Source organism: Burkholderia sp. E168m22 (assembly GCF_001319805.1).
Taxonomy (GTDB): domain Bacteria; phylum Pseudomonadota; class Gammaproteobacteria; order Burkholderiales; family Burkholderiaceae; genus Burkholderia; species Burkholderia orbicola.
This window is the reverse complement of record NZ_BBSK01000109.1, coordinates 14,706-41,669: the sequence shown is the minus strand read 5'-3', so window position 1 is coordinate 41,669 and position 26,964 is coordinate 14,706. Positions and strand designations below refer to the sequence as shown.

At 65.1% G+C, this 26,964-nt stretch carries 26 protein-coding genes and 1 riboswitch; of the genes, 20 read left to right on the top strand and 6 right to left on the bottom strand.

Annotated features, from left to right (window positions below):
* Positions 1 to 158 precede the first annotated feature (158 nt).
* Together AP428_RS24995 and AP428_RS24990 are read left to right on the top strand one after the other, a co-directional pair.
* Positions 159 to 2,006, top strand: coding sequence for a peptidase S10 (locus AP428_RS24995; protein WP_011548380.1), 1,848 nt, complete (start codon positions 159 to 161; stop codon positions 2,004 to 2,006).
* Positions 2,007 to 2,088: 82 nt separating this feature from the next.
* Complete coding sequence (locus AP428_RS24990) at positions 2,089 to 2,481, top strand: 2-oxoglutarate dehydrogenase (RefSeq protein ID WP_226292281.1); 393 nt, start codon at positions 2,089 to 2,091, stop codon at positions 2,479 to 2,481.
* 89 nt (positions 2,482 to 2,570) lie between these two features.
* On the opposite strand, the gene AP428_RS24985 is transcribed toward AP428_RS24990, so the two are convergent.
* Complete coding sequence (locus tag AP428_RS24985; RefSeq protein WP_011548378.1) at positions 2,571 to 3,581, bottom strand: GlxA family transcriptional regulator; 1,011 nt, start codon at positions 3,579 to 3,581, stop codon at positions 2,571 to 2,573.
* Between the two features lie 88 nt (positions 3,582 to 3,669).
* Between AP428_RS24985 and AP428_RS24980 the strand changes: the two genes are divergently transcribed.
* Positions 3,670 to 4,770, top strand: coding sequence for a DJ-1/PfpI family protein (locus AP428_RS24980; RefSeq protein WP_011694477.1), 1,101 nt, complete (start codon positions 3,670 to 3,672; stop codon positions 4,768 to 4,770).
* 15 nt (positions 4,771 to 4,785) lie between these two features.
* On the opposite strand, the gene AP428_RS24975 is transcribed toward AP428_RS24980, so the two are convergent.
* Positions 4,786 to 5,865 (bottom strand): zinc-binding alcohol dehydrogenase family protein, encoded by a 1,080-nt coding sequence (locus AP428_RS24975; protein ID WP_011548376.1) that lies wholly within the window; start codon positions 5,863 to 5,865, stop codon positions 4,786 to 4,788.
* Positions 5,866 to 5,974: 109 nt separating this feature from the next.
* Here AP428_RS24975 and AP428_RS24970 point away from each other — a divergent pair, with 109 nt between their 5' ends.
* The gene (locus AP428_RS24970; protein ID WP_011548375.1) at positions 5,975 to 6,766 is read left to right on the top strand and encodes a helix-turn-helix transcriptional regulator; all 792 of its coding nucleotides are present in this window, start codon (positions 5,975 to 5,977) and stop codon (positions 6,764 to 6,766) included.
* Positions 6,767 to 6,862: 96 nt separating this feature from the next.
* Here the strand turns inward: AP428_RS24970 and AP428_RS24965 are convergent, their stop codons facing one another.
* Positions 6,863 to 8,341 (bottom strand): aminotransferase class V-fold PLP-dependent enzyme, encoded by a 1,479-nt coding sequence (locus tag AP428_RS24965; RefSeq protein WP_011548374.1) that lies wholly within the window; start codon positions 8,339 to 8,341, stop codon positions 6,863 to 6,865.
* Between the two features lie 637 nt (positions 8,342 to 8,978).
* On the opposite strand from AP428_RS24965, the gene AP428_RS24960 reads away from it, so the two are divergent.
* From AP428_RS24960 to AP428_RS24920, 9 genes are all read left to right on the top strand, one after another.
* Positions 8,979 to 10,232: an MFS transporter gene (locus AP428_RS24960; protein WP_041489629.1), complete on the top strand. Its 1,254-nt coding sequence runs from the start codon at positions 8,979 to 8,981 to the stop codon at positions 10,230 to 10,232.
* Positions 10,233 to 10,392: 160 nt separating this feature from the next.
* A complete protein-coding gene (locus tag AP428_RS24955) occupies positions 10,393 to 11,322 on the top strand; it encodes a LysR family transcriptional regulator (protein ID WP_011694479.1) in 930 nt (309 codons plus the stop codon).
* 115 nt (positions 11,323 to 11,437) lie between these two features.
* Positions 11,438 to 11,932 carry a hypothetical protein gene (locus tag AP428_RS24950; protein WP_006479834.1) on the top strand — a complete coding sequence of 165 codons (495 nt, stop codon included), beginning with the start codon at positions 11,438 to 11,440 and terminating at the stop codon, positions 11,930 to 11,932.
* Positions 11,933 to 11,969: 37 nt separating this feature from the next.
* Positions 11,970 to 12,989: a hypothetical protein gene (locus AP428_RS24945; RefSeq protein ID WP_011694480.1), complete on the top strand. Its 1,020-nt coding sequence runs from the start codon at positions 11,970 to 11,972 to the stop codon at positions 12,987 to 12,989.
* Positions 12,990 to 13,045: 56 nt separating this feature from the next.
* Complete coding sequence (locus AP428_RS24940; RefSeq protein WP_011694481.1) at positions 13,046 to 14,512, top strand: aldehyde dehydrogenase family protein; 1,467 nt, start codon at positions 13,046 to 13,048, stop codon at positions 14,510 to 14,512.
* Positions 14,513 to 14,519: 7 nt separating this feature from the next.
* On the top strand, positions 14,520 to 15,587 hold the full coding sequence (locus tag AP428_RS24935) for a maleylacetate reductase (protein WP_011694482.1): 1,068 nt from the start codon (positions 14,520 to 14,522) through the stop codon (positions 15,585 to 15,587).
* 108 nt (positions 15,588 to 15,695) lie between these two features.
* Positions 15,696 to 16,007, top strand: a complete 312-nt coding sequence (locus tag AP428_RS24930; protein ID WP_011694483.1) for a YciI family protein — start codon at positions 15,696 to 15,698, stop codon at positions 16,005 to 16,007.
* Between the two features lie 3 nt (positions 16,008 to 16,010).
* Positions 16,011 to 16,346: a Rieske 2Fe-2S domain-containing protein gene (locus AP428_RS24925; protein ID WP_011694484.1), complete on the top strand. Its 336-nt coding sequence runs from the start codon at positions 16,011 to 16,013 to the stop codon at positions 16,344 to 16,346.
* Positions 16,347 to 16,538: 192 nt separating this feature from the next.
* A complete protein-coding gene (locus tag AP428_RS24920) occupies positions 16,539 to 17,627 on the top strand; it encodes a porin (RefSeq protein ID WP_011694485.1) in 1,089 nt (362 codons plus the stop codon).
* 140 nt (positions 17,628 to 17,767) lie between these two features.
* Here the strand turns inward: AP428_RS24920 and AP428_RS24915 are convergent, their stop codons facing one another.
* A complete protein-coding gene (locus tag AP428_RS24915; protein ID WP_011694486.1) occupies positions 17,768 to 18,019 on the bottom strand; it encodes a hypothetical protein in 252 nt (83 codons plus the stop codon).
* A 96-nt stretch (positions 18,020 to 18,115) separates the two neighbouring features.
* Between AP428_RS24915 and AP428_RS37490 the strand changes: the two genes are divergently transcribed.
* The 6 genes from AP428_RS37490 to AP428_RS35820 all read left to right on the top strand — a co-directional run bounded on the left by AP428_RS37490 (position 18,116) and on the right by AP428_RS35820 (position 23,343).
* Positions 18,116 to 18,919 carry a hypothetical protein gene (locus AP428_RS37490; protein WP_011694487.1) on the top strand — a complete coding sequence of 268 codons (804 nt, stop codon included), beginning with the start codon at positions 18,116 to 18,118 and terminating at the stop codon, positions 18,917 to 18,919.
* 248 nt (positions 18,920 to 19,167) lie between these two features.
* The gene (locus AP428_RS24905; RefSeq protein ID WP_011694488.1) at positions 19,168 to 19,983 is read left to right on the top strand and encodes a MipA/OmpV family protein; all 816 of its coding nucleotides are present in this window, start codon (positions 19,168 to 19,170) and stop codon (positions 19,981 to 19,983) included.
* Between the two features lie 8 nt (positions 19,984 to 19,991).
* The gene (locus AP428_RS24900; RefSeq protein WP_011694489.1) at positions 19,992 to 20,666 is read left to right on the top strand and encodes a response regulator transcription factor; all 675 of its coding nucleotides are present in this window, start codon (positions 19,992 to 19,994) and stop codon (positions 20,664 to 20,666) included.
* Between the two features lie 51 nt (positions 20,667 to 20,717).
* Entirely contained in the window at positions 20,718 to 22,103 is a 1,386-nt protein-coding gene (locus AP428_RS24895; protein ID WP_011694490.1) for an ATP-binding protein, read from the top strand.
* Positions 22,104 to 22,228: 125 nt separating this feature from the next.
* Positions 22,229 to 22,332: riboswitch (SAM-I-IV-variant riboswitch) on the top strand.
* 42 nt (positions 22,333 to 22,374) lie between these two features.
* Positions 22,375 to 22,707 (top strand): hypothetical protein, encoded by a 333-nt coding sequence (locus AP428_RS36860; protein WP_153188191.1) that lies wholly within the window; start codon positions 22,375 to 22,377, stop codon positions 22,705 to 22,707.
* A 267-nt stretch (positions 22,708 to 22,974) separates the two neighbouring features.
* The gene (locus tag AP428_RS35820; protein WP_197285609.1) at positions 22,975 to 23,343 is read left to right on the top strand and encodes a DUF4160 domain-containing protein; all 369 of its coding nucleotides are present in this window, start codon (positions 22,975 to 22,977) and stop codon (positions 23,341 to 23,343) included.
* Between the two features lie 210 nt (positions 23,344 to 23,553).
* On the opposite strand, the gene glmS is transcribed toward AP428_RS35820, so the two are convergent.
* Complete coding sequence (gene glmS / locus AP428_RS24885; protein ID WP_011694495.1) at positions 23,554 to 25,383, bottom strand: glutamine--fructose-6-phosphate transaminase (isomerizing); 1,830 nt, start codon at positions 25,381 to 25,383, stop codon at positions 23,554 to 23,556.
* Between the two features lie 156 nt (positions 25,384 to 25,539).
* On the opposite strand from glmS, the gene AP428_RS24880 reads away from it, so the two are divergent.
* Positions 25,540 to 26,031: an Lrp/AsnC family transcriptional regulator gene (locus AP428_RS24880; RefSeq protein ID WP_011694496.1), complete on the top strand. Its 492-nt coding sequence runs from the start codon at positions 25,540 to 25,542 to the stop codon at positions 26,029 to 26,031.
* A 29-nt stretch (positions 26,032 to 26,060) separates the two neighbouring features.
* Here the strand turns inward: AP428_RS24880 and panB are convergent, their stop codons facing one another.
* On the bottom strand, positions 26,061 to 26,915 hold the full coding sequence (gene panB, locus AP428_RS24875; protein WP_011694497.1) for a 3-methyl-2-oxobutanoate hydroxymethyltransferase: 855 nt from the start codon (positions 26,913 to 26,915) through the stop codon (positions 26,061 to 26,063).
* Positions 26,916 to 26,964: the final 49 nt, after the last annotated feature.

Genomic DNA, 26,964 nt, shown 5'->3' with positions numbered 1-26,964 from the left:
GCCAGCAGTTTGCTGTGTCTGTATCAAGTTCAGTCTCTTAGCAGTCCCATCCCCAACCGCCGACTGCCGATCGTGCAACGCGAGTGGCGGGTCAGCTTGCGCGTGTCGCGGGCGTTGGCGGCCTTTGTGACACGGTATCCGAAATCAAAGGGCAGAGAATGAAACCAGACAGGAGCAGTACCGGCAGCCGCCGTGTTCGTCGCGGCCGGCTGGCCGGGCTAGGCGCATTGACTGCCATGACACTGGCGCTCGCGGCATGCGGCGGTGACGATTCGTCGTCCGTCGGCGCGTCGAGTCTCGCGCAGGCCACCGCGAGCCAGCAGGCCAGCGCGCAGGCCGCCGGCACCCAGGCGCCGGCCACCAACCAGCCGTACGTCGACCCGGTCGCGTACTCGATGAACGCGACCGACGGCCTTGCGCCGTCGCAGGTGTCCGAGAAAGCGGCCGTCATGCATTACCAGTGGAAAGGCGGCGGCAAGACGATCGACTACACGACCACCACCGGCCACCTGACCGCGCAGGATGCGAACGGCAACCCGGAAGCGTCGATGTCGTATGTCGCGTACACCGCGCCCAGCACGAACGGCAAGCCGCGCCCGGTCACGTTCGTCTATAACGGCGGGCCCGGCTCGTCGTCGATCTGGCTGCGCCTCGGCTCGTTCGCGCCGACCCGCGTGGCCACGCCCGATCCGCTGTTCGGCAACAACTGGCCGAACTATCCGCTCGTCGACAATGCGGAGAGCCTGATCGACACCACCGACCTCGTGTTCATCGACCCGCCCGGCACCGGGCTGTCGGAAGCCGTGTTGCCGAACACCAACCAGAAGTACTGGGGTTCCGACGTGGACGTGAACATCATGCGCGACTTCATCCAGCGCTACCTGAACGTCAACAGCCGCGGCACGTCGCCGATCTACCTGTACGGCGAATCGTACGGCACGCCGCGTACCGACATGCTCGCGCTCGCGCTCGAATCGGCCGGCGTGCACCTGACGGGCATCGTGCTGCAGTCGGCGATCCTGAACTACTTCGCGGACGCGGTGGAAGCGGTGGCGATCACGCAATCGACCGAAGGGCTGTTGCTCGATACCGACACGGTGGCCGGCTATCTGCCCGGCTACGCGGCGGTCGCGGCGTACTTCAACCAGGTGTCGCCGGCGCCGGTGAACCAGGATCTGTATGCACTGCAGACGGAACTGTTCACGACGCTGATCTACAGCCAGCTGCAGAAGTACTCGCAGTCGTGGGTGTTGAGCCAGCTCGGCATCCCGGATGCGCTCGGCACGCCGGTGTTCCCGAGCGATGCGACGCTCAGGCTGTGGTCGATCCCGTCGAGCCTCACCCAGCAGGCGCTGCGCGGTTACTTCAACGCGAATCCGTTCGGCACGAGCCTGCTGCCCGGCACGACGATCGGCCGGTACGACGGGCGCGTGTCGTTGCCGAATTCGGACCCGCGGCTGCAGAACGACGGCGATCCGTCCGACATCCTGATCTCTCAGCCGTTCACGAACGCGCTCGCGACGCAGATGCCGGATTACCTCGGCTATACGGCCCCGAACGCGACGTACTTGCCGCTGAACGACAACATCATCGAGGTCTGGGATTTCTCGCACGACGGCCAGCCGATGCCGGACACGATCCCCGATCTGCTCGGCGCGCTGCAGCTCAACCCGAAGCTTCGCGTGCTCGCGGAGAACGGCTTCCACGATCTCGCGACGCCGTTCTTCAACACCGAGAAGCAACTCGCGCGGCTGCAGACGGTGAAGGGCCTGAATCCGAAGCTGCAGGTGAACTTCTTCCAGGGTGGTCACATGATCTATCTGGACGACGTCGCGCGCCCGCAGATGAAGCGGGATTTGCAGACCTTCTACAAGGGCGCGCGGATTCCGACGGCGCTGACGCTGCACACGCTGCCGCCGCCGTGGCCGGATGAAAACCCGCCGAGCGTCCCGACCGGCAGCACGCCAGGCGCGACCGCCGCGACGACGCTGGCGGCAACCCCTTGAGCGACGGAGTCCTTATCAAAGGAACCCTCTCTTCATCCATTGAATGCGAGCGATCATGTCCCTAATCCAATTGATGCGGCGTATGTCTCCGTTGATCGTGCTCGGTGCCGTGATGAGCAGTGCCCATGCGTTGCCGCCGCAGGCGGTGGCGCCGGTGAAGCTGCCGCACGGCGGGCGCGGTGTCGACGGTCCGTTCTTTCCGGCCACGCGCGCGGCGCCGGTGTTGCCGTCGACCGGCGCGGCCTTGCAACAGCAGGCGCAACAGCGCGTCGACGCGCGGCTCGGCGGCAATACCGTGCTGAGCAACGGCGCGGCGGTGACGAAAGCGCAGGCGCAGAGCAGCGGGCTCGGCTTCGTGTCGAAGCACTTCGACGAGATCGATGCGAAGCACACCGGCCGCGTGACGATGAGCGATGTCCGGCAGTTCATCCGGCAGCGGCAGGTGCAGGCGCAGCAGGAACAGCAGGACGAGTGACGTAGCCGGGCAGGGCGGCAGCCGGCGCGGCTTTCGGTCGCGCGGGCCGCCGAATGTCGGCGGGCGCAGGCGCTGGATCGGCCGGCGTCCTATTCCCTCCGCCGCTTCTCGCGTCGCGGCCCGAAGCGCGCGCGATAGTCGCGCGGCGAGGCGCCGACGCGTTTCGCGAACGCACGCTGCAGCGCGTCCACGCTGCCGAATCCCGCGCGTTCCGCGATCCGTTCGAGTGGCCAGTCGGCCCGCTCCAGCAGCGCCTTCGCTCGCTCGACACGCGCGGCCAGCACGTACTGCGCGGGCGACACGCCGGTCTCCCTGAAGAAATTGCGCGCGAAGGTCCGTTCGCTCATGTGCATTCGCGCGGCCAGCGCGGCGACGCCGAGGTCGCCGGCCGGATCGTCGGCGATGTCGGCGAGCAGTGAACGCATGCGCGGCGTCGCACGAGCCTGGATGTCGAGCCCGACGCTGAACTGCGCCTGTCCGCCGGGACGATGCATGAACAGCACCAGTTCGCGTGCGACCGCGAGCGCGGTGGGCGCGCCGCAGTCCGCCTCGACGAGTGCCAGACACAGATCGATGCCGGCCGTCACGCCGGCCGACGTATGGAACGGCGGATCGCTCACGTAGAGCGCGTCCGGTTCGATCCGCGCGTCGGGACAGAGCGCCTGTAGCGTCGCGCACTGGTTCCAGTGCGTGGTCGCGCGCTTGCCGTCCAGCCATCCGCCGGCGGCGAGCACGAACGCACCCGTGCAGATGCTCGCGATGCGCCGCGTGTCCGCGATCCGCGTGCGGAGCCACGGCAGCACGCCGGCTTCCGACGCGGCGTGCCGCAGCGCCGCTTCATCGCCGCCCGCGACGATGATCGTGTCGATTCGTGCGGGCAGCGCCGCCAGTGCGGCCGCGCCGGCGAGGCGCAGGCCCGCGTGCGTGACGATGTCGTCCCCGTGTTGCGACGCGAGCGTGAGCCGGTATGGGGCGGCGTGCGCCGGAAGATGACGGTTCGCGACCGCGAACACTTCCATCGGCCCCGTGATGTCGAGCGACTGGACGCCTTCGAAGCCGACGACGACGATGTCGCGTGCCGAACAGGTTGACTGGGACATGGCGGAAAGTGCGGTGGAGTTGTCCTTGTGACCGCGAGCATGATCCTTGTAATTTTCCGGACATGCAATCGATCGATACGGGTGGACGATGCGGGAACGGAAGACAGGCAGCGCGGTGTTGCTCGTGTGCGGGCTGTTGGGTGCGTGGGCATTGGGGGGGCCGACGCGGGCGATGGCGGAAGATGCGCCGGCGGCGGCCCGGACGCTGACGATCGCCATGCCGAAGGCGGGCCGCACGCGGCCGCTCGTGGTGATCGTCGCGGACAACGCCGGCACGGAGACGACCGATTTCATCGTTCCGTACGCGATTCTGAAGCGCTCCGGCGCCGTCGATGTCGTCGCCGTGTCGGCCGACGAAGGCACGGTCGAACTGATGCCCGCCCTGCGCATGCTGGCCGATACCACGTTCGACCGGTTCGACGCGACGGTGCCCGCGGGCGCCGACGTCGTGATCGTTCCCGCGCTGCATCGTGCGGACCGGCCGGCCGTGCTGGCCTGGCTACGTAGGCAGGCTGCTGCCGGCGCGACGATGGTGGCGATCTGCGATGGCGCCGAGGTCCTCGCGAACACCGGCCTGCTGCGGCAGCGCACCGCAACGTCGCACTGGTATTCGCGCGAGGGCCTGCGTCGCCGCTTCACCGAGACGAAATGGGTCGACGATCGTCGCTACGTGATGGACGGCAACGTCATGACGACGACCGGCGTATCCGCATCGATTCCCGCTTCGCTGGCGTTGCTGGGTGTGCTGGCCGGACCGAACGCAGCGCGCGAGACAGCGCGGGGCCTCGGCGTACAGGCTTGGAGCGATGATCACGACGGTGGCCGGTTCGGGTTGACCGCGCGCGCGGTGGCGATCGCATTGATGAACCGCCTCGCGTTCTGGCGGCACGAGACGTTCGATCTGCCGGTCGAAAGCGGGTTCGACGAACTCACGGTCGCGTTGACCGCCGACGCGTGGGCGCGGACCTGGCGCAGTGATGTCGTCGCGACGGCCGATGCGAGCGTAGTCGAGTCGAGGCACGGGCTGCGGTTGCTGGCGCAGCCGGCCGATGTCCGGCACGCGCGTGTGGCGATGTCGGCTGGCCGGCGGGGCGATTCGGCGCTGCCCGGCGTGCTTGCCGATATCGCGGCGCGCTACGACGACGCGACGTCCAGTTGGGTCGCGCTGCAACTGGAGTATCCGAAGTAGCACCCATCGCGCAGGCTACGGCGCGATCACCGTCATCCTGAACGGCCCGCCATGTTCCGCCGCATGCGCGACCGCGTCGTTCGCGTCGTCGAGCGCGAAGACCGTTACGTCGAAATGCCCGAGGTCGAGCAACCCGCCGCGGACGAGCCCGGTCATCAGCGTCACGGCTTCCGTCGGGTACATCCATTTGCCGCGCAGCGTGATGTCGTTGCGCATGATCCACGGATACGGCAGCTCGAGCCCGGCTCCGCCGAGCATGCCGACGCCGCCCATCAGCACCACGCGTCCATAAGGACGCACGGCCATCACGGCGGCACGCACCGTCGTCGCCGGCACCGACGGCGGCATCAGGTCGATCACGCAGTCGATCGGCCCCGGCGCCGCCTGCTGCATGCGGATGCGGTCCGCGGTTTCGTCGCCGGTCAGCCCGACCGTGCGCACGCGCTCGCCGAAGCGGCGTTCGAGCTCCGCCAGCACGCGTGCATTACGGCCGGGCGCGACCACGCATTGCGCGCCCATCGCCAGCGCCACCGCGATGCAGGCGCTGCCGAAATTGCCGGTCGCGCCGCTGACGAGCAGGATTTCGCCGGCGCGCAGGTCGGACGCAAGCAGGCCGCCGTAAGGCACGAGCAGCGTATTGAGTGCGCACCAGCGCGCGGCGTCGGCCGGCGCGATCGCGCCGATGCGCACCGCGTTCTCGGTCGGCACGCGCAGCCGCTCGGCGAACGGGCCGTCGTGGAAATAGCGCTGCAACTGCTTGCCGCCTTCGCCGCGCGCACTCCAGCCCTGCAGCACGATGTCGGGCATCCGCGCATCGTCGCGCGAGCGCACGGTCGGGTCGCAGAACACCCAGTCGCCCGGCTGCAATTGCGTCGCGTCGGGGCCGGTTTGCCGGACCCGGCCGATCGCGCCGCAGCCCGGCACCATCGGCAACTCGATCGGATAGCGGCGCTCGCCGCTGAACACTTCCCGTGCATAGGACAGAACCGGCGTCGCGACGACGTCCACGACGACTTCGCCGGTGCCGAGCACGGGGTCCGGTATCGTTTCGATCGCGAGCGGCTGGCCGAGCGACTTCAGGATCGCAGCTTTCATGACGCTTCCTCGGGGTGGGGACGCGTCGATTCTGGCAGGCTTAGAATCGGCAACAAGGCCCGGCGCGAACCCAGGATCGGCCGGTACCACCCAGCACGGAGCGAACCCGATGACCGTCACCACGCGAACCCCGTTCGGCGATTTCCTGCGCTCGCGGCGCAAGAAGCTGCGCCCGGATGCCGTCGGCCTGCACGACGGCCCGCGCCGGCGCACGCCCGGCCTGCGGCGCGAGGAAGTCGCGGAACGGGCGGGCATCGGCGTCGACTGGTACGTGCGGCTCGAGCAGGGGCGCGACGTCAATCCGTCGGATGCGACGCTCGACGCGCTGGCGCGCGCGTTGCGGCTCGACAAGGCCGAAGCCGCCCACCTGCGCACGCTCGCGCGGCGCGACGGGGCACGTGCGTTCGTGCCGGAGCATGTGCCGCCGGCCATCGCGCGGCTCGTCGCGCATCTTCAGCAGCCTGCGTACGTGACCGGCCGGCGCTGGGACATCCTCGCGTGGAATGCTGCCGCGGCCGATCTGCTCGGCTTCGACCGGCTGGCGCCGGCCGATCGCAACATCCTCGTCTACATGTTCGAGGCGCCGTACGCGCGTGCGCTGTTCGCCGCCAGTTGGGCCGACGAGGCACGCCGGATGATCGCGCTGTTTCGCGCGAACCACGATCTCTACGCGAGCGACCCGGCGTTCGTCGCGCTGGTGGCGCGCCTGCGCACCGGCAGCGGCGAGTTCGCACAATGGTGGGATGCGCATGACGTGCGCAGTGGCGTGTCGGGCGAGAAGGTGCTCGTGCATGCGCGACGCGGCACGCAGCGCTACGAGTACGCGACGTTTCAGGCGAACGACGATCCCGCGCTGAAGCTGGCGATCTATACGCCGGTGAACGGCGATGAACAGACGTGAGGCGGAAGTGACCGGCGCCATCCGGCGTTCATGCAGCGAGGCATCGGCTTCGTGCGTGAACGCAGGGGTGACGCGTAACGGCGGAAGGGCGGCGGCTCAGGCCGTGCGTCGCGCGGACAGCCGATTCCAAAGCAGGCCGGAGCGGCTGCCGCTGCGGCAATACGCGAGCACCGGCTTCGGCAGCGCGTCGACCAGCGCGCCGAACGCGTCGACTTCCGCGTCGCCGATGCGGTCGCGTTCGACCGGCAGGTAGCGCGCGTCCATGCCGAGTTCGCGCGCGGCCGCGGCGATCTCCTCGAACGCCGGCTGATCGTCGCCTTCGCCATCCGGCCGGTTGCAGATCACCGCGCGGAAACCGGCATTGCGGATCGCCTTCAGGTCGGCCGGCGTGATCTGCCGCGACGCGGTGAAGCCGGTCGCCGCCGCGGCCCGACATTGCTCGATCGCCCGCGCGAAACAGCCGATCGCGAAGTCGACGTCCTGTTCGGTCGAGAACCGCCCGAAGCTGATGCGCACCGTGCGCCCGGCGGTTTCCGCATCGAGGCCGATCGCGGTCAGCACGTGGGACGGCGCGCCGCTGGTCGAATTGCATGCGGAGGTGGACGACACGGCGAGCGCATCGCCGAGCATGAACGGGAAGAAGCCCGGCGCATGCACCGTCAGGCTCAGCGTGTGCGGGATGCGGCGGGCGGCGGCCGCGTTCTGCGTGACGTCGCCGAGCGCGAACAGCGCGCGGGTGAGCCGCGCGCCGAGCGCCGCGATCCGTGCGGCTTCGCCGTCGAGCTTTTCAGCGGCGAGCGCGCATGCGACGCCCATGCCGACGATCTGATGCGTGGCGAGCGTGCCCGAGCGCAAGCCGCGCTCGTGGCCGCCGCCGTGAATCTGCGGCGCGATCCGGCTCGCGATCTCGCGGCGCACGAACAGCGCGCCGATGCCCTTCGGGCCGTACACCTTGTGGGCGGACATCGACATCATGTCGATGCCGAGCGCGCGCACGTCGATCGGCGTCTTGCCGAGCGCCTGCGCGGCGTCGACGTGGAGCAGTGCGCCGGCGGCATGCACGATGCGGGCGATCGCGCCGATGTCGGTCAGCGTGCCGATCTCGTTGTTCACGAGCATCAGCGACACGAGGCCGGTGTCGGGGCCGATCGCGGCCGCCACCGCGTCGGCGGTGATTTCGCCGTGGGCATCGGGGGTCAGGAAGGTGACCTGTGTGCCGTGTTTCGCCAGGTTCGCCATCGTGTCGAGGATGGCTTTGTGCTCGAGGCGGCTCGTGATCAGGTGGCGCTTGCCGGTCGCGTGTTCCGCATAGCCCTTCAGCGCGAGGTTGTTCGACTCGGTGGCGCCCGACGTCCAGACGATCTCGTCGGCATCCGCGCCGATCAGGGAGGCGACTTGCGCGCGGGCGTGCTCGACCTTGTCTTTCGCGAGCCGGCCGGCGGCGTGCGAACTGGATGCGGGGTTGCCGAAGATGCCGTCGAAGCCGAGGCAGGCCGTCATCGCTTCGATCACGCGCGGATCGGCAGGGGTCGTGGCTGCGTAGTCGAGGTAGTGCAGCGGGGTGGTGTCGCTCATGTCCGTCTCTTGCTGATTGCGTAGTGACGGAAATGATACGGGGGACAGAAGGGAAAAAGGATCCAAAGTTGGCTGGGGATTGGGCTCCGTGTGGAATAATGTTTTATGAAATCGATGAATAATGGAATTTACTTCTCGATCTGGCCGGTGCCCATACAGGTGAAGATTGGCGACGAAGTTTTCGACGGCGACGGCTCGCCGGAAGGGTGCCCGGAGCACTTCTTTCCAGTTGCTCCGCATCCATCGAGCACGTTTTCCAACACGGAATCGACCGCACCGAGCGAGCAGTCCGCCGACACCCCGAGGTCTATGAGGGATTCCCCCGGTAACACGCGAGCGAGTGCCACTCCAGTGCCGCACCCTTCGCCCGACGCTTTCCCGCCGCCCCTTCCCGCCCGCCGCTCCCGATTATTTGCGTTTCGCGAATGACGCGTTCGCTGGTTGTTCCATACCCGATCGGCGGCCGCGCACCTATCGTGGTGGCGTTGGCTGAGCCCGTTCGATGCGTCGAATCCGGACGCCAGCCGGCACTTCCTCGCGATCCTCGCGATTCGCGTCGCACACAAAAACCATCGGACCCGGGCCATGCGCAGGCGCTGCGGCGCACGCGGGCGAACCGGCGTCCACGGAGACGGACATGCAAGCAAACGAGTGGGATACCTCATACGAGTGGAAGGCGGTGACGCTGCTGGCGCTCGGCTTCGGGCTGGTCGGCCTCGACCGCTGGCTCATCGCGCCGCTGTTTCCTTCGATCATGAAGGACCTCGACCTGACCGCACAGGACGTCGGCAACTGCATCGGCGTGCTCGGCCTGTCGTGGGGCATCTTCGCGGCGCTGATGGGCGGTATCTCGGACAAGATCGGCCGCCGGAAGGTGCTGATACCGGCCATCATCGCGTTCTCGCTGCTGTCGGGCTTCTCGGGGCTCGCGGGCGGGCTGCTCGGCCTGATGGCGATTCGCGGGCTGATGGGCGTCGCGGAAGGCTCGTTCTGTCCGACGAGTTTTGCGGCGACCGCCGATGCGTCGCATCCGCGGCGGCGCGGCCTGAACCTCGGCCTGCAGCAAAGCGGCTTCGCGCTGTTCGGCCTCGCGCTGTCGCCGATCATCGCCACGCAGTTGCTCGGTTTCGTGTCGTGGCGCTGGGTCTTCGCGCTCGTGGCCGTGCCCGGCCTGATCCTCGGCGCGATCATGTTCTTCGTGATCCGCGAGCCGAAGGTTGCGAAGGAGGTCGCGTCGGAGCACGCACCCGCGTCGCTCGGGCATGTGCTCAGGAGCCGCAACATTCTCGTCGCGATGGCCGCGCTGTGCTGTGCGATGACGGGCGTCTTCGTGCTCGGCGCGCTGCTGCCGCTGTACCTGACCGATTACCTGTCGCTCGGCACGCAGAAGATGGGGCTCGTCGTGTCCGCGATCGGCTTCGGCGGCTTTCTCGGCCAGTTCGGGTTGCCCGGCCTGTCCGATCTGGTCGGCCGCCGCATCGCCAGCATCGTCGGCTTCGCGGGCACGGCCGTGATGCTCTACGTGTTCCGCGGCCTCGGCCCGCAGCCGCTCGCGCTGTTCGGTGTGCTGTTCGTCGCATCGTTCTTCACGCTCGGGCTGGTGTCGCTGCTGTCCGGGCCGGTAGCGACCGAGGCCGCGCCGGTCGGCCTCGTGTCGACGTCCATCGGCGTGGTGGTCGGCGTTGGCGAGATCTTCGGCGGCGGCATCGCGCCGGCGATGGGCGGCTACGTTGCCGCACACTTTGGCATCCAGAACATTCTGTGGCTGCCGATGGGCTCGGTGCTGCTCGGCATCGTGGTCAGCCTGCTGCTGAAGGAAACCGCACCGGCCGTGCTGCAGCGCCGCGCGGCCGTGCAACCGGGGCTGGCCGCCGGCGAGCAGTCGCGGTAATGCCGGCGAGCGCATACCGGCGCGGGCGTACCTTCGAGCACCGGTGCCGGCGCGCCCGGCGATTGACATCGATTTGGCGACACAGTGACGCCTTTTGCATGACACAGCGCTTCGCCCGCACAGGTAGACTGCCGGTTCCGCTGTCGAAAAAAGGTGCGGTATGGACCGGTTTCTGAGCATCGAGGCATTCGTGAGGGTCGCGGAGGCCAGCAGCTTCGCCGAAGCGGCGCGGCAACTGGGTGTGACGAGTTCGGTCGTGACGAACCGCATCCAGCAGCTCGAGAAGTTCGTCAATGCACCGTTGTTCCACCGCAGCACGCGCCACGTGCGGCTGTCGGAAGTCGGCGAGACGTTCTATCGCGAGTGTGCCGAGGTGGTGGGCCGCGTCAACGAGCTGACGGACCAGATGCGCGAACTGCGCGCCACACCGACCGGCCGGCTGCGCATCCAGATGCTGCCCGGCTTCGCGCTCGATCACTTCGGCGCGCCGCTCGCCGCATTCAATCAGCGCTATCCGGGCATCCAGCTCGACATCATCGTCAACGATCGCGTCGTCGACCCTGTCGAAGAAGGGTTCGACATCGCGTTCCAGATCTTCCCGCCGATTTCCGAGTCGCTGATCGAGCGACGGCTGTTTACGGTCAGGCGTCTCTTCTGTGCCGCGCCAGCGTATGTCGACGCGCATGGTGCACCACAACATCCGCGCGATCTGCTGCAACACACCACGGCGCTGTATTCGGGCTACCCGTCGCGCAACCGCTGGACGATGACGCGCGGGGACGAGGTCGTCGAAATGGAGTTGCCGGGCATGATCCGCTCGAACTCCGTTCATCTGTTGCGCGAGTACGCGTTGACTGGCGGCGGCGTCGTCTGCCTGCCGACGCTCGTGGCGAGCGACGCGCTCGTCGCGGGCCGCCTGGTGCCGATCCTGACCGACTACCAGCTCGCGCCGCTGAGCTTCGCCGCCGTTTATCCCGCGACGCAGCGACAGGCGTTGAAGGTGAGAGCGTTGGTCGAATTCCTCGCCGAATACATCGGCGACGAATCGCCGTGGGATCTGCCGCTGCTGGCGCGCGGCTGGGTGCGTTGACCCGCGCGGATTATTCGCGAAACGCAAATGCCGTAATCGTCGTCCGTTGCCTTGTTGCTGGTGTTCGTTGCCCCTAGAGTGGAATCCAACAAGCGGTTCAACTCAGGAGACAGCAATGACCAGCACGGCATTCCACACCGTCTTCGGTTCGCTCGATGGTTACCGGAAGGGCGAGATCGAAATCACCAGCGGCAGCGCGCAGCACTACGCCTTCTCGAACGTCTTCGAGGTGGCGTCGAAGTCGGCCCCTTACGAAAAGGTCGTCGCCGGCAAGAACCTCGAATACGTGATCGAAGTGTTGCGGACCGACGGGCAGTCGCCGTGGTTCGCGTGCGCGCACGACGAGTTCGCGATCCAGATGGACGGCGAAGTCCGCATCGACTTCATCAAGCTCGACGATCCGCCGCAATCGGGCCGCGGCACCGTGCGCGCGGGCGCGCATCCGGCCGGCCGAAACATGGGGTACGTCGTGTTGCGTAAAGGGCATCAGGCGCTGCTGCCGGCCGGTTGTGCGTATCGCTTCACCGCGAGCCGGCCGGGCGTCGCGCTCGTCCAGACCGTGCTCGGCGAGCTGTCCGTCGAGAAGTGGGCCGAGATCTGCCTGCACTGACCTTCCGACCGCATTCGACTATTCCAGGAGACACGTAATGGCCACCCTCGAGACCCTCGACCTTTCTACCGGCTTTGCCGCCGATCTGGTGCGATCGACCGAAGCCGATGCCGTCACCGGCTACCGCCGCTTTCAGCTTGGCGAATTCGCCTTCCAGCGCGACGAATATTTCGTGAAGATCAGCTGGCCCGCGAAAGGCCAGACCCGCACGCATGCGATGCCGGCGGACGCGTTCCTGCGCGCGATGATGCGCGACGTCGCATGGGGCTTCTTCTACGGCTGGGTGAATTTCGACCACGTATTCGGCACGCGCAATCACTACGGCAAGGTCGACATGTATGCGGGCACCTTCAACGGCATCCTGAAGGACGCCGGCGTCGACTACACCGAGACCTTTGACACGCCGACGATCATGGCGACCTTCAAGGCGATGCTGCACGACTGGACCAACGAAGGCTTCGACCCGTTCGCGGCGCCCGAGGAAACGGGCACGGCGTTCGGCCGCAAGCACGGCGAGAACGGCGCGGCGATCGAGCGCACGCGCATCGCGACGCGCCGCATGCCGGGCCTCGAGGGCGACTCGCCGCTGCGCGACGAGCTGCCGGTCAACCGCGCGTTTCTCGACGTGACGCAGGACGAACCGGAAGTGCATGTCGAGCCGGGCTTCGACGGCGAACTGCACGCGTTCAACCTGTTCAAGTACCTGTCGCGCTCGGACGTGACGTGGAATCCGTCGGTCACGTCGGTGTGCGGGCGCAGCCTGTTTTGCCCGACCACCGAGGAATTCATCCTCCCGGTGTTCCACGGCAACGATCGCGTCGAATGGTTCCTGCAACTGTCCGACGAAATCGTGTGGGACATCGGCGACAAGAACACCGGCGCGCCGCGTGCGCGCATCACGATGCGGGCCGGCGACATCTGCGCGATGCCGGCCGATATCCGGCATCAGGGCTATTCGACGAAGCGCTCGATGCTGCTGGTCTGGGAAAACGCGACGCCGGATCTGCCGCAACGCTACGAGAGCGGCGAGCTCGCGCCGTACCCGATCGCGTTCTAGGCCGCGCGTCAGTTGCAGCTTCCGCTTTTGCTTTTGCGATACACCGAGGACGATTCATGCAAACCCAACTCTTCATCGACGGGCGCTTCGTCGACGCCGTCGATCGCGGCACGATCGACGTGCTGAACCCGCACGACGGCTCCGTCATCACGAAGATCGCGGCGGCCACCGCGGCGGACGTCGATCTGGCCGTCGAAGCCGCGGCGCGCGCCTTCCCGACCTGGTCGGCGATGCCGGCCGCCGAGCGCGGCCGTCTGCTGCTGCGCCTGGCCGATGCGATCGAAGCCAACGCGGACGCGCTGGCGCAGCTCGAATCGCTGGACACCGGCCACCCGATTCGCGATTCGCGTGCGCTCGACGTGCCGCGCACGGCGGCCTGCTTTCGCTATTTCGGCGGCATGGCCGACAAGCTGCAAGGCTCGGTGATCCCGGTCGAGACCGGTTTCCTGAACTACGTGCAACGCGCGCCGATCGGCGTCGTCGGCCAGATCGTGCCGTGGAATTTTCCGTTGATGTTCACGAGCTGGAAGATGGGGCCGGCGCTCGCCGCCGGCAACACGGTCGTGCTCAAGCCGTCGGAAATCACGCCGCTGTCGACGCTGCGCATCGTCGAGCTGATGGCCGAGGTCGGGTTTCCTGCCGGCGTCGTCAACATCGTGCCCGGCTACGGGCATACGGCCGGCCAGCGGCTCGCCGAACATCCAGGCGTCGGCAAGATCGCGTTCACCGGGTCGACGGCGACGGGCCGGCGCATCGTCGAAGCGTCGCAGGGCAACCTGAAGCGCGTGCAACTGGAACTGGGCGGCAAGGGCGCCAACATCGTGTTCGACGATGCCAACCTCGACGCGGCCATCAACGGCGCCGCGTGGGCGATCTTCCACAACCAGGGGCAGGCCTGTATCGCGGGGTCGCGCCTGGTGCTGCACGAACGCATCGCGGACGCGTTCCTCGAACGCTTCGTCGCGCTCGCCTCGTCGATCCGGATCGGCAATCCGCTCGATCCGGATACCGAAATGGGGCCGCTCACGTCGAAGCAGCACCTCGATCGCGTGCTGTCGTATGTCGACGTCGCGCGCGAGCAGGGCGGCCGCGTGCTGACCGGCGGCAGCGCACCGCAGGACCCGGCGCTCGCCAATGGCTACTACGTGCGCCCGACGATCATCGAGGCGAAGCGTGCGACCGACCGTGTCGCGCAGGAGGAAGTGTTCGGCCCGTTCGTCACCGTGCTGCGCTTCGGCAGCGACGACGAAGCGCTGGCCATCGCCAACGCAACCGAATACGGGCTCGGCAGCGGCCTGTGGACCAACGACCTGTCGCGTGCCCACCGGATGGCGGCGCGGATCGACGCAGGCATGTGCTGGATCAACTGCTACAAGCGCGTCAATCCGGGCAGCCCGTTCGGCGGCGTCGGCAAGTCGGGCTACGGCCGCGAGATGGGCTTCGAGGCGATGCACGACTACACGGAAGCGCGCTCGGTGTGGGTCAACGTCGACGGCAACGTGCCGCCGCATTTCAAGCGCTGAGGCTCGTATGGAGCGCTTCGTCTATCAGGGCACCCCGTCGCGCGTGGTCTTCGAATGGGGCGCGCTGGCCCGGCTGCCGGACGAGCTGTCGGCGCTCGGCGCACGCCGCGCGCTCATCCTCTCCACGCCCGAACAGCAGCCGCTCGCCGATCGCGTGAAGGACGTGCTGGGCGAGCGGGCGGCCGGCGTGTGCGCGCAGGCCGTGATGCACGTGCCGGTCGAAGTCGCACGCGCGGCGTGCGAGACGGCCGCCGAACTGGGCGCGGACTGTTGCATCGCGGTCGGCGGCGGTTCGACGATCGGGCTGGGCAAGGCCATCGCGCTCCAATCGTCGCTACCGATCCTCGCCGTGCCGACGACCTATGCCGGCTCGGAGATGACGCCGATCTACGGGCTCACCGAAGATCGGTTGAAGCGCACCGGGCGCGATGCGCGCGTGCTGCCGCGGACCGTGATTTACGACCCTTCGCTGACGGTGTCGTTGCCGCCAGCCATTTCGGCGGCGTCCGGTGTCAATGCGATGGCGCATGCGGTCGAGGCGCTCTACGCGGAAGATGCAAACCCGGTCATCAGCTTGATGGCCGAAGAATCGATCCGTGCGCTCGGCGAAGCGTTGCCCGTCGTCGTGCGCGATCCGCAAGATCGTGCGATGCGCAGCCGCGCGCTGTATGGCGCGTGGCTCGCCGGCACCTGCCTCGGTGCGGTCGGCATGGCGTTGCATCACAAGCTCTGCCACACGCTCGGCGGCACGTTCAACCTGCCGCACGCGCAGACGCACGCGGCGATGTTGCCGCATACCGCGCATTACAACCACGCCGCTGCGCCCGATGCGCTGCGTCGCGTCGCGCGGGCGCTGGGCGGGCGCGATGCGGCGGAAGCCGGGCCGCTGCTGTTCAGGCTCAACGCGCAGCTCGGCATCGCGCCGGCGCTCGCCGATATCGGGATGCCGCAGCAGGGGCTCGACGAAGCAGCCGATCTGGCATGCAGGAATCCGTATGCGAACCCGCGGCCGATCGAACGCGCGGCGATTCGCGCGTTGCTTCAGCACGCATGGGAAGGACGCGCGCCGCATTGAGCGGCCGGATGGGCGAACGGAGAACGACGTGATGACTCACCAGATCGGCCTGCACGGCCTGTACCGCGAAGCGATGTCCGGCTTCATCCTCGATCGGAGCTGATCGCCATGGCGCGTTTTTTCGCGGTGTTTGCCACCGACCAACCGGGCATGCGTGACGTGCGCGACCGCATGCGCCCGATTCACCGGAGCTATCTGCGCTCGGCGGCCGAGCACGGCGTGTATGTGCGGCTCGGCGGCCCGACGCTGGACCCGCAAGGCGACGCGATGAACGGCACGCTGCTCGTCATCGAGGCGGACGATATCCATGCGGTGATGCGGTTCGTCGGCAACGACCCGTATGTGAAGGAGGGCCTGTTCTCGCACGTCGAGGTGCGTCCGTGGGACTGGAGCCTCGGCAATCCCGAGCAAAGGGTGTGAGCGATGGAAGCGAAACAGCTGTGCCGCGTGGCCGATGTGCCCGATGGTGGCGCGCGAGTCGTCGACGCAGCGTGTATCGGTCAGCCCATTATCGTGGTGCGGCGTGGCGCGCAGGTGTGGGCGTACGTGAATCGTTGCCCGCACTTTTCGGTGCCGCTCGATTTCGTGCCGGGCACTGTGTCCTGCTACCGGTCGCAGGTGTTGATGTGTGCGCATCACAGTGCGTTGTTCCGGTTCGATGACGGCGTGTGTATCGACGGGCCCTGCACGGGGGCCGGGCTGGAAACCGTGGCCGTCGAGGTGGATGCATCCGCGTGGATCGTCTTTCGGGGCGCTTGATTTCGCGGATTTGGAATGCTTGCGCGTCGATGCAGGTTCACTGGAAATTTTTCGAATTGATCAATCAGTAAAACTAATTTCTGGTGTTGATGTGACTGCCTGAATCAAGGCGATTTTCTACAAAGCAATGAGCGAACACCCGCCCCGCGACGGGTGACGGACTCGTATTTTCATAAAAAAGACGGAGACGACATGAAACTCAGGTTGGGTGTATTGGCGATGCTCGCCGTGGCACAAGGCGCGTGGGCGCAAAGCAGCGTGACGATGTTCGGGCTGATCGACTCCGGCATCACGTACGTCAGCAACGAGGGCGGCGGAAAGAACGTCAAGTTCGACGACGGCATATTCGCGCCCAACCTGTTCGGCCTGCGCGGTACCGAGGATCTCGGCGGCGGATATCGCGCGACGTTCGCGCTCGTGAACCAGTTCTCGATGGCGAACGGGAGCATCGTCGGGACCGGGATTTTCGGGCGCAACGCCTACGTGGGCATCGAGAGCGACCGGTTCGGCAGTATCACGCTGGGCAATCAGTACGACTTCATGGTGGATGCGCTCTTTTCAAGGGGCAACGCGATTTCGCGGGACATTTCCGGCTTGTACGGCTTTCGGAACGGCCCGTTCCAGCGTCTTGCGCTGCCGGGCAATCCGACCGGCGCGTTCGACTGGGACCGCACGGCCGGCAGCAAGCCGATCGCGAATTCGGTCAAGTACAGCTCGCCGACGGTCGCGGGTTTTTCTGGCGGCGTGATGTATGCGTTCGGCGGCGTGGCCGGCTCGGTCGGTGCGGACAACGCCGTCAGCGCCGGCGTGAACTACGAGCTGGGGGCTTTCGGCGTGGGCGCGGCCTATACGAACGAAAAGTACGGCCCGGCGCCGGGCGTGCCGTCGACCAGCGTGCGCAACTGGGGTGTCGGCATGCACTACGACTTTGGTGTCGTGACCGCGAAGGCGCTGATGACCACCGTGCGCAATTCGTTCAACGATGCGGGCGTGTGGATGGCCGAGGCAGGCGGCTTGTGGCGGATCAGGCCGGATATCGTGCTGGGCGCGAAATACATGTACATGAAGGGCAATGAAGCGGTGAACGACAACCATGCGCATCAGATCAGCGTCGCGCTTCAATACCTGTTGTCGAAGCGGACGATGGTGTATGTGTCGGCGGATTGTCAGCGCGCGAATGGCGGCGCGAATGCGCAGGTGAATGGCGTGCTGGACCCGAACGGGGCATCGAGTTCCGCGACTCAGGCGGTCGCGCGGATGGGGTTGCATACGGTGTTTTGACGGGGCGGCGGTGCCGCGCTTCAGATGCGCCGTGGTGCGTCGCGTATGCGACGCCTATCGTTGGGCGGATCAAACGGAAAACGGGCCAGGCGGCCCGTTTTCTTTTCGACTTTTACTGCGTTTGCGATTGCCATACTCGCTTACGCGAGACTCATGACGACGCCGTTGCTTGCGCCGAAGTAGTCCTTGACCACCCGTTTCGGCAAGGCCGTACGGGTCAGTTCCGACAGATTGCGCAGGAGAGGGACGTCGCCGCCGCTCGCCTGCAGCGTCATTCCGCCCAGGGCGAAACAGGCGACGGCGTCCTCCAGTGTGCCTTGCTTCATGATTTCGGTAATGCGATTGACATTTCCGCGCAATTTAATGCCTTCCGCGATGCCGAGTTTGCTCATATTTGCCTCTTTTTCTAGAGAAGGTTGGCCACGAGTGTGACTGGAGCGACTTTAGGCCATGGCGTCGTTTTCGAGCAGCCATGCTAAAGTGATTGCATGGTTGATAAACTGAAAGCGCGCACCGAGCCCCTGTTTGCTCGTATCCCGGTGAGTCTCAAGCGGAATCTGGTCGCGTCGGCGAAGGCGCGGGGAGCGAGCGTAGGGCAGGAGCTCGCGCGACTTCTCGAAGAACGTTTTGACTCGGGTCTGTCGGCGTCGTTACAGCGTCGGGTCGATGAGTTCGGGCAAGCTCAAAGGGCCGAGCGAGCAGTTTGGCTGGAGAAATACCAGATATTTCTGGAGGCGCATTTACTGGAATGTGTAACGGCGGCACAAAAGGGCGATATTTCCGCGCTCGTCAAGCTTGGTAATGATGTTCGAGCGGCTCGGAGAAATCGTCAACGTGGTCTTGCCGGGTTGAACTCCAGAATTGAAGCGCGAAAGCGCGAGTCGTTACAGGAACAGGCGGCAAAGGACGAAGTGGCGAGGGTTCGACAAAATTTCGCATTCGACACAGGTGGGCCTATCGAGGATTTTCAACTGCCTCCCGAGGAGCGTCGGCGGAGAAATCTGATCGCGCAGTTGGAAAAAATGCCGGTCGGTACTAAAAAGGATCTGGCTTTGCGGCTTGGATGGCGCTCCATGTCCCGCGTAAGTCATATATTGACGCCAAAAGGGAAGAAAGGGCATCGGCCGATTTCCGCCGCGCTCGCAAAGGAAATTGCAGAAATTCTCGAAATCGATGTCGAGGTACTAAACAAGATTGAGCGCGATCGGGACCTTGCGGAAATCACTCACCATGTCAGCAAGCTGGAGAAGCTCGTCGATGACATTGCCAAAGTCGGACCTCGTTCCAAGTGAATGACGGGGCGTCGAGTTCCGCGAGTCAGGCGGTCGCACGGATGGGGTTGCATACGGTGTTTTGACGGGGCGCACTGCGATATTCCTTAAAGGCGCGGGGGCGACACAGGCTCGCCCTGCGTCGATATTTCCCACGATCTGCATTTCCCGCACAGTCCGCAAAGCGATGATTTTTTCCTGGTAAGTGAGCGGTAAGTCGACTGGTCCTACAGTAGCCCCCGTTTCGACCCTCGACTCCAGGAACGATTGTGAAAATTGCCTCTCGCCGCGCACGCCCGTTATGGCTGATTGCCGCTTCATTTGCACTTTCATCTGCTTCCGCGTGGGCGGACGAGGGCGCGAGCCCGCCCGATCCCGACAATACGGGGCTGACTATCCTCAACAACGCGACGAACGTCACGCACTGGGGATTGGGCGCCGGCGTCGGCATCGAGCCGTCGGCCTACAGGGGCGACGGCACCCGTGTATTGCCTTTTCCGCTGGTCTACTTCGACAACAAATGGGTGCAGGCCATCGGCACCACGGTCGATCTGAAAATCGGCAGCTGGAGTGGCGTCAATCTCGCGTTTCGTGGCCAGTTCTCGCTGTTCGACGGATACAAGGGCTCGGACGCGCCGATCCTCAACGGCATGGAAAATCGCAAGGGCGCGTTCTGGTACGGCCCTGCACTGTCATGGAGCACCGGCTTCGGCACGTTGTCGGGTAGCTTCCTGCTCGGCGGAAACAAGGGCGAGCGCGCGAAGATCGGCTTCGAGAAGGCGTTCGCCGTCGGCGCATTTTCGATCGCGCCACATGTCGGCGTGGAATGGCTGAGCAACAAATACGTCGACTACTATTACGGCGTGCGACCATCCGAGGCGCGTGCCTGGCGCGCCGCCTACAGCGCGGGTTCGGCCGTGAACGTGTCGGCCGGCACGCGTGTCGACTACCGGCTGACGAAGCAGCAGACGATGTTCGTGGACGTGGGCGTGTCGCGTCTCGGCGACGGCATCACCGACAGTCCGCTCGTCGGCAGGCGGTTCATTCCCGAGGCCCGGATCGGCTACATGTATCGGTTCAAGTGAGTGCGAGCATGCCAAGAGTGGCGATTGTCGAGGATCACGAGCGCCTGGCCGGCCTGTTGTCCCAGGCGTTGGCCGCGGCGGGAATAGAATCCGACCGGTTCGGCAATGCTCGGGAAGCTGCTTACGGTGTCGACCGGGCCGATTACGCGCTGCTGATCATCGATCGCGGATTGCCCGACGGAGACGGTCTGGCGTTCTTGCGGACGCTGCGCGCGGCGGGGCGCATGATGCCTTGCCTGATGCTGACGGCACGCGACGCGTTGCATGACCGCATCGACGGACTCGAAAGCGGCGCCGACGACTATGTGACCAAGCCGTTCGAAATGAGCGAACTCGTCGCCCGCGTCCGTACGCTGATGCGGCGTCCGGCGCTGCTCACGACGCTCGTCGCGTCGTTCGCGGACGTGACCGTGGACCCGCCCCAGCGGGCGATGCGCTGTGGCGACCGGACGGTATTGCTGGCCCCGGCCGAGCTGCAGATCATGCTTTGCCTGATCGAAGCGGCGGGCCGGACCGTCCGGCATTCGAACCTCGAGCATGCCGCATGGGGGCTCGCGGAAGCGGTCACGCCGAACGCGCTCGAGGTGACCGTGCACCGCTTGCGCAAGAAATTGACGGCGATCGGCGCAACGATGCGGCTCACCAATATCCGCGGCGCCGGCTTCGCGCTGCGGGACGCGTGACGATGCTTCGCCGCGTGTCGCACGTGGCTACTCCCTCGTAAGAAAACCGCCATGTTCCGTCATTGGGTCCTGCGTCTGTCGACGCGTCTGTGGGTGACCAACGTTGCCGCGTTCGCCATCAGCCTGGCGTTGCTGTCCGCGCTTTCCGTCTATTTTCTGGATCGATATCCCGAGTTCCTGGGACGGCGCCAGCAGATGGAGAGCATCCGTCATATCGTGGCCGGGATGCGTTTCGATGCGGCCGGGCGGCCGGCATCCGTGCGATTGGGCGAGCATCCGGCGGTGATGTTCCGGCTCTTGCCGGCCGACGTGAAGTATCGCGTGCTCGATGCGACGGGGAAGGTGTTGCTGGCGTCGGTGCCTTCGAGCGACGATCGACCGTGGCTGACAGAGGACCTCGCGACGGTGGCAGGCAAGGTGCTGCCCACCACGATCGACGGCAAGGCATACGCGGTCGCGACGCAGCGCGCGTTGAACGGGAGCGTCGTCTATTACGTGCAGGTGGCGCACAGCGACCAACTCGTCGATGCGCTCGTCAGGACGCGGATCGATCCGATACCGAAGACCGTCGTTTATGTGCTGGTCATTGCGACCGTCATTTTCGGACTGACGCTGCCGTTGACGATCAGCCATGTGCTGAAGCCGTTGCGGGAGGTATCGCGTGCCGCGCGGGAAATCGAGCCGCGCAATCTGAAGACGCGGCTGTCGTCGGCGGGGATTCCCAGCGAGATCAAGCCGCTGATCGATGCATTCAATGACGCGCTGACCCGGCTCGAGAATGGCTTTGCGGTGCAGCAGCAGTTTCTGGCCGACGCCGCGCACGAGTTGCAGACGCCGCTCACGCTGGTCAGAGGGCAGATCGAGCTGCAACCGGACATTAGCCAGAAGGCGCTTTTGCTTCGCGAGATCGATTTGATGGCGCGGCAGGTCAAGCAACTGCTGCATCTGGCTGAAGTCAGCGAAGCGCAGAACTTCAGTTTCGGGGATGTGAATGGTGCCGACGTCGCGCGGGACGTCGTGAGCTTGCTGGCCGGCAAGGCCGATGCGAAGCAGGTGACGCTTCATATCGAAGCGCGCGATTCCGCGTCGCCGATACGGGCGGATGGCGGGGCGCTTTTCATCCTGCTCAAGAACCTGCTCGAGAATGCGATCAATGCGTCGCCGTCGGGCGGGGTCGTGGTGCTGACTGTTCTTGATACGGCGATTCATGTCGAAGATGAAGGGCCGGGGATTCGGCGGGAACATCTTCCGCTGGTCTTCGATCGATACTGGCGGGCGCCGGATTCGCGGTATGACGGTGCGGGGCTCGGGCTGGCGATCTGCAAGGAGATTGCCGAGGCCCATCAATGGAAGCTGACGGTCGATGTGCTGGCGACGGGGACGCGGTTCAGTGTGTGGTTTTCGTCGGATATGACGGGATTCCGACCCTCATACTAGGCGCTCGGTGGAGGTGGGGCGGGCGGGGGCGCCTGTCCCGCCGAAGTGCTGCTTTTCACAGACTCCTTGTTCGCCGTCGATTTTTCGATATAATGAATCCACGTTCGGAATGTCGAACGTGAGAAATCAAGCATCCAGAGTCGGGTTTCCCGACGCCAACCTGCCCTCCCGGGCAAGGTGGACGCCCTCGAGGCGATGCGGCCGATTGACGGCAACGAAACGGGAGCAGCATGGCTGGCACCGGTTCGATAACCATTCATCCGGAGCAACCATGAGCCAAGTTTCCTCCGCTTCCCATCAGACGGTCTGTGAAGACTGGTCGCATTTTCTTCCCGGTTTCACTTTGACGCATACGGTTCATCTCGTTTCGAGACGGAATCCGGGCATCGTTTCGACCGCGGCGGCCGTGCTCGAAGGGGAAACGGCTACGGTCGATCGGTGGGCCATCACGCGCTGTGGCGACGTTCTCGAACAAAAAATCGTGCTCGGTGAAATGACGGAAGGGCAGGCGGTAAGGCTGCGTGAGCGGCTTGCGGCGGTGGAGGGGGTGCTACGGACGAGGGTGGAGCATCATTTCGTTCGGGGCCGATCAGCGGCGGCCTGACATGTGCAGGAGCGGTCGTCAGACGATGCGTTCGCGCAGTCGAAGTGTACCTTCGCAAATAAGCTTGTCCCTGAGCTCTGTTCGGCTCAGGGCATTCCTTGAGGTAGGCAACGTTTGAGTGAAGCTCGTAAGGTAACCGGTACCGCTGCCGTCAGTAGCCGGCTAAAGATCACGACGACAATCTCGGGGCAATACGGAACGATTGAAATTCACGGTTTCTAAGTGTATCCGATATGATCGCGATCACTACATCCGACGAGAGACGCCGTGGAACTGAATCTTGCATCACTCCAAAACCAACTTGCGTTAATTGACTTGATGTCTCGGCCATCTCGTGGTCAGGCATCTGGCATGCTTGAACAATTAGTGCTCAAGCATGAGAATATAAAAATTAAGATGTATCAAGAAAAACAACATGCTAGGGCGCATTTTCATGTCGATTACGGTAAAAACAATCATGTCGCGACATATGCTATAGACACAGGCGAGAGAATCGAGGGAACCCTCGATCGCAAATACGACAAGTCGGTTTCGGCGTGGGCGGCAGCGAACCGGGAGAACTTGATGGCGGTGTGGCGTGCACTCCAGTCCGGTACCCCTGAATCACCGTTCATTCAGTCGCTTTCCGCTATGTAGCACGGATCAATCTCTACAATTGATAGCGAAACTGCTCAAGCTCCGTTTCTTGATCTACGGCGGAATTTCCTAGCCATTTAGGCGGTGAATCGACTTTCGATGTTGTGGGATTCCGGCGACGTGTTACGACGTTGTTGAAGTTCGAGCATGCAGCGAGGCGCGATAGGACAACATCTTTGTAAACCACCACGAAAGGGCGGAAAACGCCCCTCACTCCACCGTCACCGACTTAGCCAAATTCCTCGGCTTATCAATATCCGTCCCCCTTGCGAGCGCCGCGTGATACGCCAGCAACTGCATCGGCACCGTATGCAAGATCGGCGACAACGGCCCGTAGTACTCGTTAAGCCGAATCACCTCGATCCCCTCACTCGGCACGATCCCACAGTCAACATCCGCAAACACAAAAAGCCGCCCATTCCGCGCACTGACCTCATGCATGTTCGATCGCAGCTTTTCAAGCAACATGTCATTCGGCGCAACCGCGATCACTGGCATTTCATTGCTGACGAGCGCCAGCGGCCCATGCTTCAACTCCCCCGCCGGATAAGCCTCCGCGTGAATATAGGAAATCTCCTTCATCTTCAGCGCGCCTTCCAATGCGATCGGATAATGCATCCCGCGCCCGAGAAACAGCATGTTGTCGCGCCTCGCGAGCAACTCCGACCACGCCATGATCTGCGGCTCCAGCGCGAGCACCTTCGACATCGCATCGGGCAGATGCCGCAGCGCCCGCAGATGTTCCTTCTCCTCGTCGTCACTCAACCGCCCGCGCACCTGCGCCAGTGACAACGTCAGCAGGAACAGCGCAACGAGCTGCGTCGTAAACGCCTTCGTCGAAGCGACACCGATCTCGACCCCCGCACGCGTCACGAACTGCAGTGCACATTCGCGCATCAGCGCACTCGTCGCCACGTTGCAGATCGCGAGCGTGTGCATCATCCCGCTGCGTTTCGCGACATGCACGGCGCCGAGCACGTCGGCCGTCTCGCCGCTCTGCGACACCGCAACCACCAGCGTGCGCGGATTCGGCACGCTGTCGCGATAACGAAACTCGCTGGCAATCTCGACGCTGGCCGGCAGCTTCGCGATGCTCTCGATCCAGTACTTCGCGGTCAGCGCCGCGTGATAGCTGCCGCCGCACGCGAGCAGCAGCACCGAATCGACGTCATTGAACACACGCCAAGCGCCGTCGCCGAACAGCTCGGGCATGATCGACGAAACGTCGAGCAGCGTATCGGCCACGGCCTGCGGCTGCTCGAAGATCTCCTTCTGCATGTAGTAGCGATACGATCCGAGATCGGCCGCGCCGCTATGCGCGGCGACGCGTTGCACCGCGCGCTCGACGCGCTGGCCAGCCGCGTCGACGATCCAGTAGCGATGCAGTTGAATGTCGGCGACGTCGCCGTTCTCCAGATAGGCAATGCGATCGGTGATACCCGACAGTGCAATCGCGTCGGACGCCAGAAAATTTTCGCCTTCGCCGACTCCGACGACGAGCGGCATCCCGTCGCGTGCGCCGACGATCCGGTGCGGCTCGTCGCGGCACATCACCGCGATCGCATAGCTGCCGCGCAGTCGCGCGACCGCACGCCGAACGGCCTCGAACAGGTCGCCGTCGTACAGGTGGTCGATCAGGTGCGCGATCGCCTCGCTGTCGGTCTGGCTCGCGAACACATAGCCGTGCGTCTGCAATTCCGCACGTAGTTGATCGCAGTTCTCGATGATCCCGTTGTGCGACAGCGCGATGCGCGCATTGGCGTCGCTCGGCGAGAAGTGCGGATGCGCGTTGAGCGTGACGGGGGCGCCATGAGTGGCCCAGCGCGTATGCGCGATGCCCGTGTAACCGGACAACGCCTGATCGGCGATCTCACGCTGCAGGTTCGCGACGCGATCGACGCTGCGGGCGCGCGCCAGCGCGCGGTCGCGGTAGACCACGACGCCGCACGAATCGTAGCCGCGGTATTCGAGCCGCTTCAGGCCATCGACCAGGTTCGGCAGGATGTCCCGCTGGGCAACCGCCCCGACAATTCCACACATATCGCGCTCCGTAAATGTCCTGTCTGGATCAGTGAGAGCGATGGTAGAGCCGGTGAAATGGAATTAAATTTCAAAAAACAAATAAATATGAAACTAACGGATGATAGTCTATCATGTTGAAATTAAATTTCACTCTCTGATCGGAAGGAGTGGCCGATGGCCGGCATCACCCTCGACGAACTCGATCTGCGCATCCTCGCGATCCTGCAGGACGACGCGTCGGTGTCCAACCTGCAACTCGCCGAGCGCGCGCTGTCATCGCCGCCTACCTGCATGCGTCGTGTGCGCCGGCTGACGGAAGCCGGCGTGATCCGTCGGCAGGTCGCGGTGCTCGATCCGGTCGCGATCGGCACGGCCGTCACCGCGCTGATCGAGATCAGCCTCGACCGGCAGACGGCCGAAGACTACGACGCGTTCGAAGCGTACGTGTGCGCGGAACCGGCCGTTACGCAGTGCTATCGCGTGTCGCCGGGGCCCGATTTCGTCGTGATCGCCGATCTGGCCGACGTTGCCGAATACGACGAATTCGCGCGGCGGCTGTTCACCGGCGCGTCGAACGTCCGCAACGTGCGAACGTTTTTTTCGACGCATCGCGCGAAATTCGAAGCGAACGCGCGGGTCGCGCACGCGATGCGCAAACGCACATGACGTAAGTCCACCGTGTCGTTCGTCCGGCATCACGCGGCGGTGGCCGCGTCCGCCAGTTGCAGCGGCTTGCCGTATCCGAAGCAATGCGCGGGCTCGGGAAACACGCGCTGCCGCACGTCGTGAGCGTACTGGCGGATCGCGTCGCGCATCACCGCGTTCGCATCCGCGTAGCGCTTCACGAAGCGCGGCGTGTACGCATCGAACGCGCCGATCATGTCCTCGGTCACGAGCACTTGCCCGTCGCACGCGGGCGATGCGCCGATGCCGATCGTCGGGATCGTCAGCGTTTCGGTCAGGTGGCGCGCGAGCGCTTCGGCGGTGCCTTCGATGACGACGCTGAACGCGCCGGCCCGCTCGGCCGCACACGCGGCGTCGAACACCTGCGCGGCCGAACGCGGGTCCATGCCCTGCGCGCGGAAGCCGCCCGCCGCGTTGGCCTGCTGCGGCATGAGGCCGACATGCGCCATCACCGGAATGCCGCGATCGGTCAGGAAGCGGATGGTGTCGGTCATCTCGCAGCCGCCTTCGAGCTTCACGGCCTGCGCGCCGGTTTCGGCGAGCAGCCGCGCGGCAGAGCGATACGCTTGCGCGGGCGATTCCTGGAACGTGGAGAACGGCAGGTCAACGACGACGCACGCCTGCGCGGCGCCGCGCACGACGGCCGCCCCATGTGCAATCATCATGTCGAGCGTGACGCGCAGCGTATCGGGCATCCCGTACAGCACCATGCCGACGGAGTCGCCGACGATGATCACGTCGGCCACTTCATCGACGAGCTTCGCCATCGGCGCGGAGTACGCGGTCAGCGACACGAGGCTGCCGATGCCTTTGGTCGAACGGATCGCGGTGACGGTCTTGCGGGTGATGCGGGTATGAGCGCTCATGGGCGGAAGCCGTGTGAAAAAGGGAGCCGCCACGGTAGCATCGCGTGCG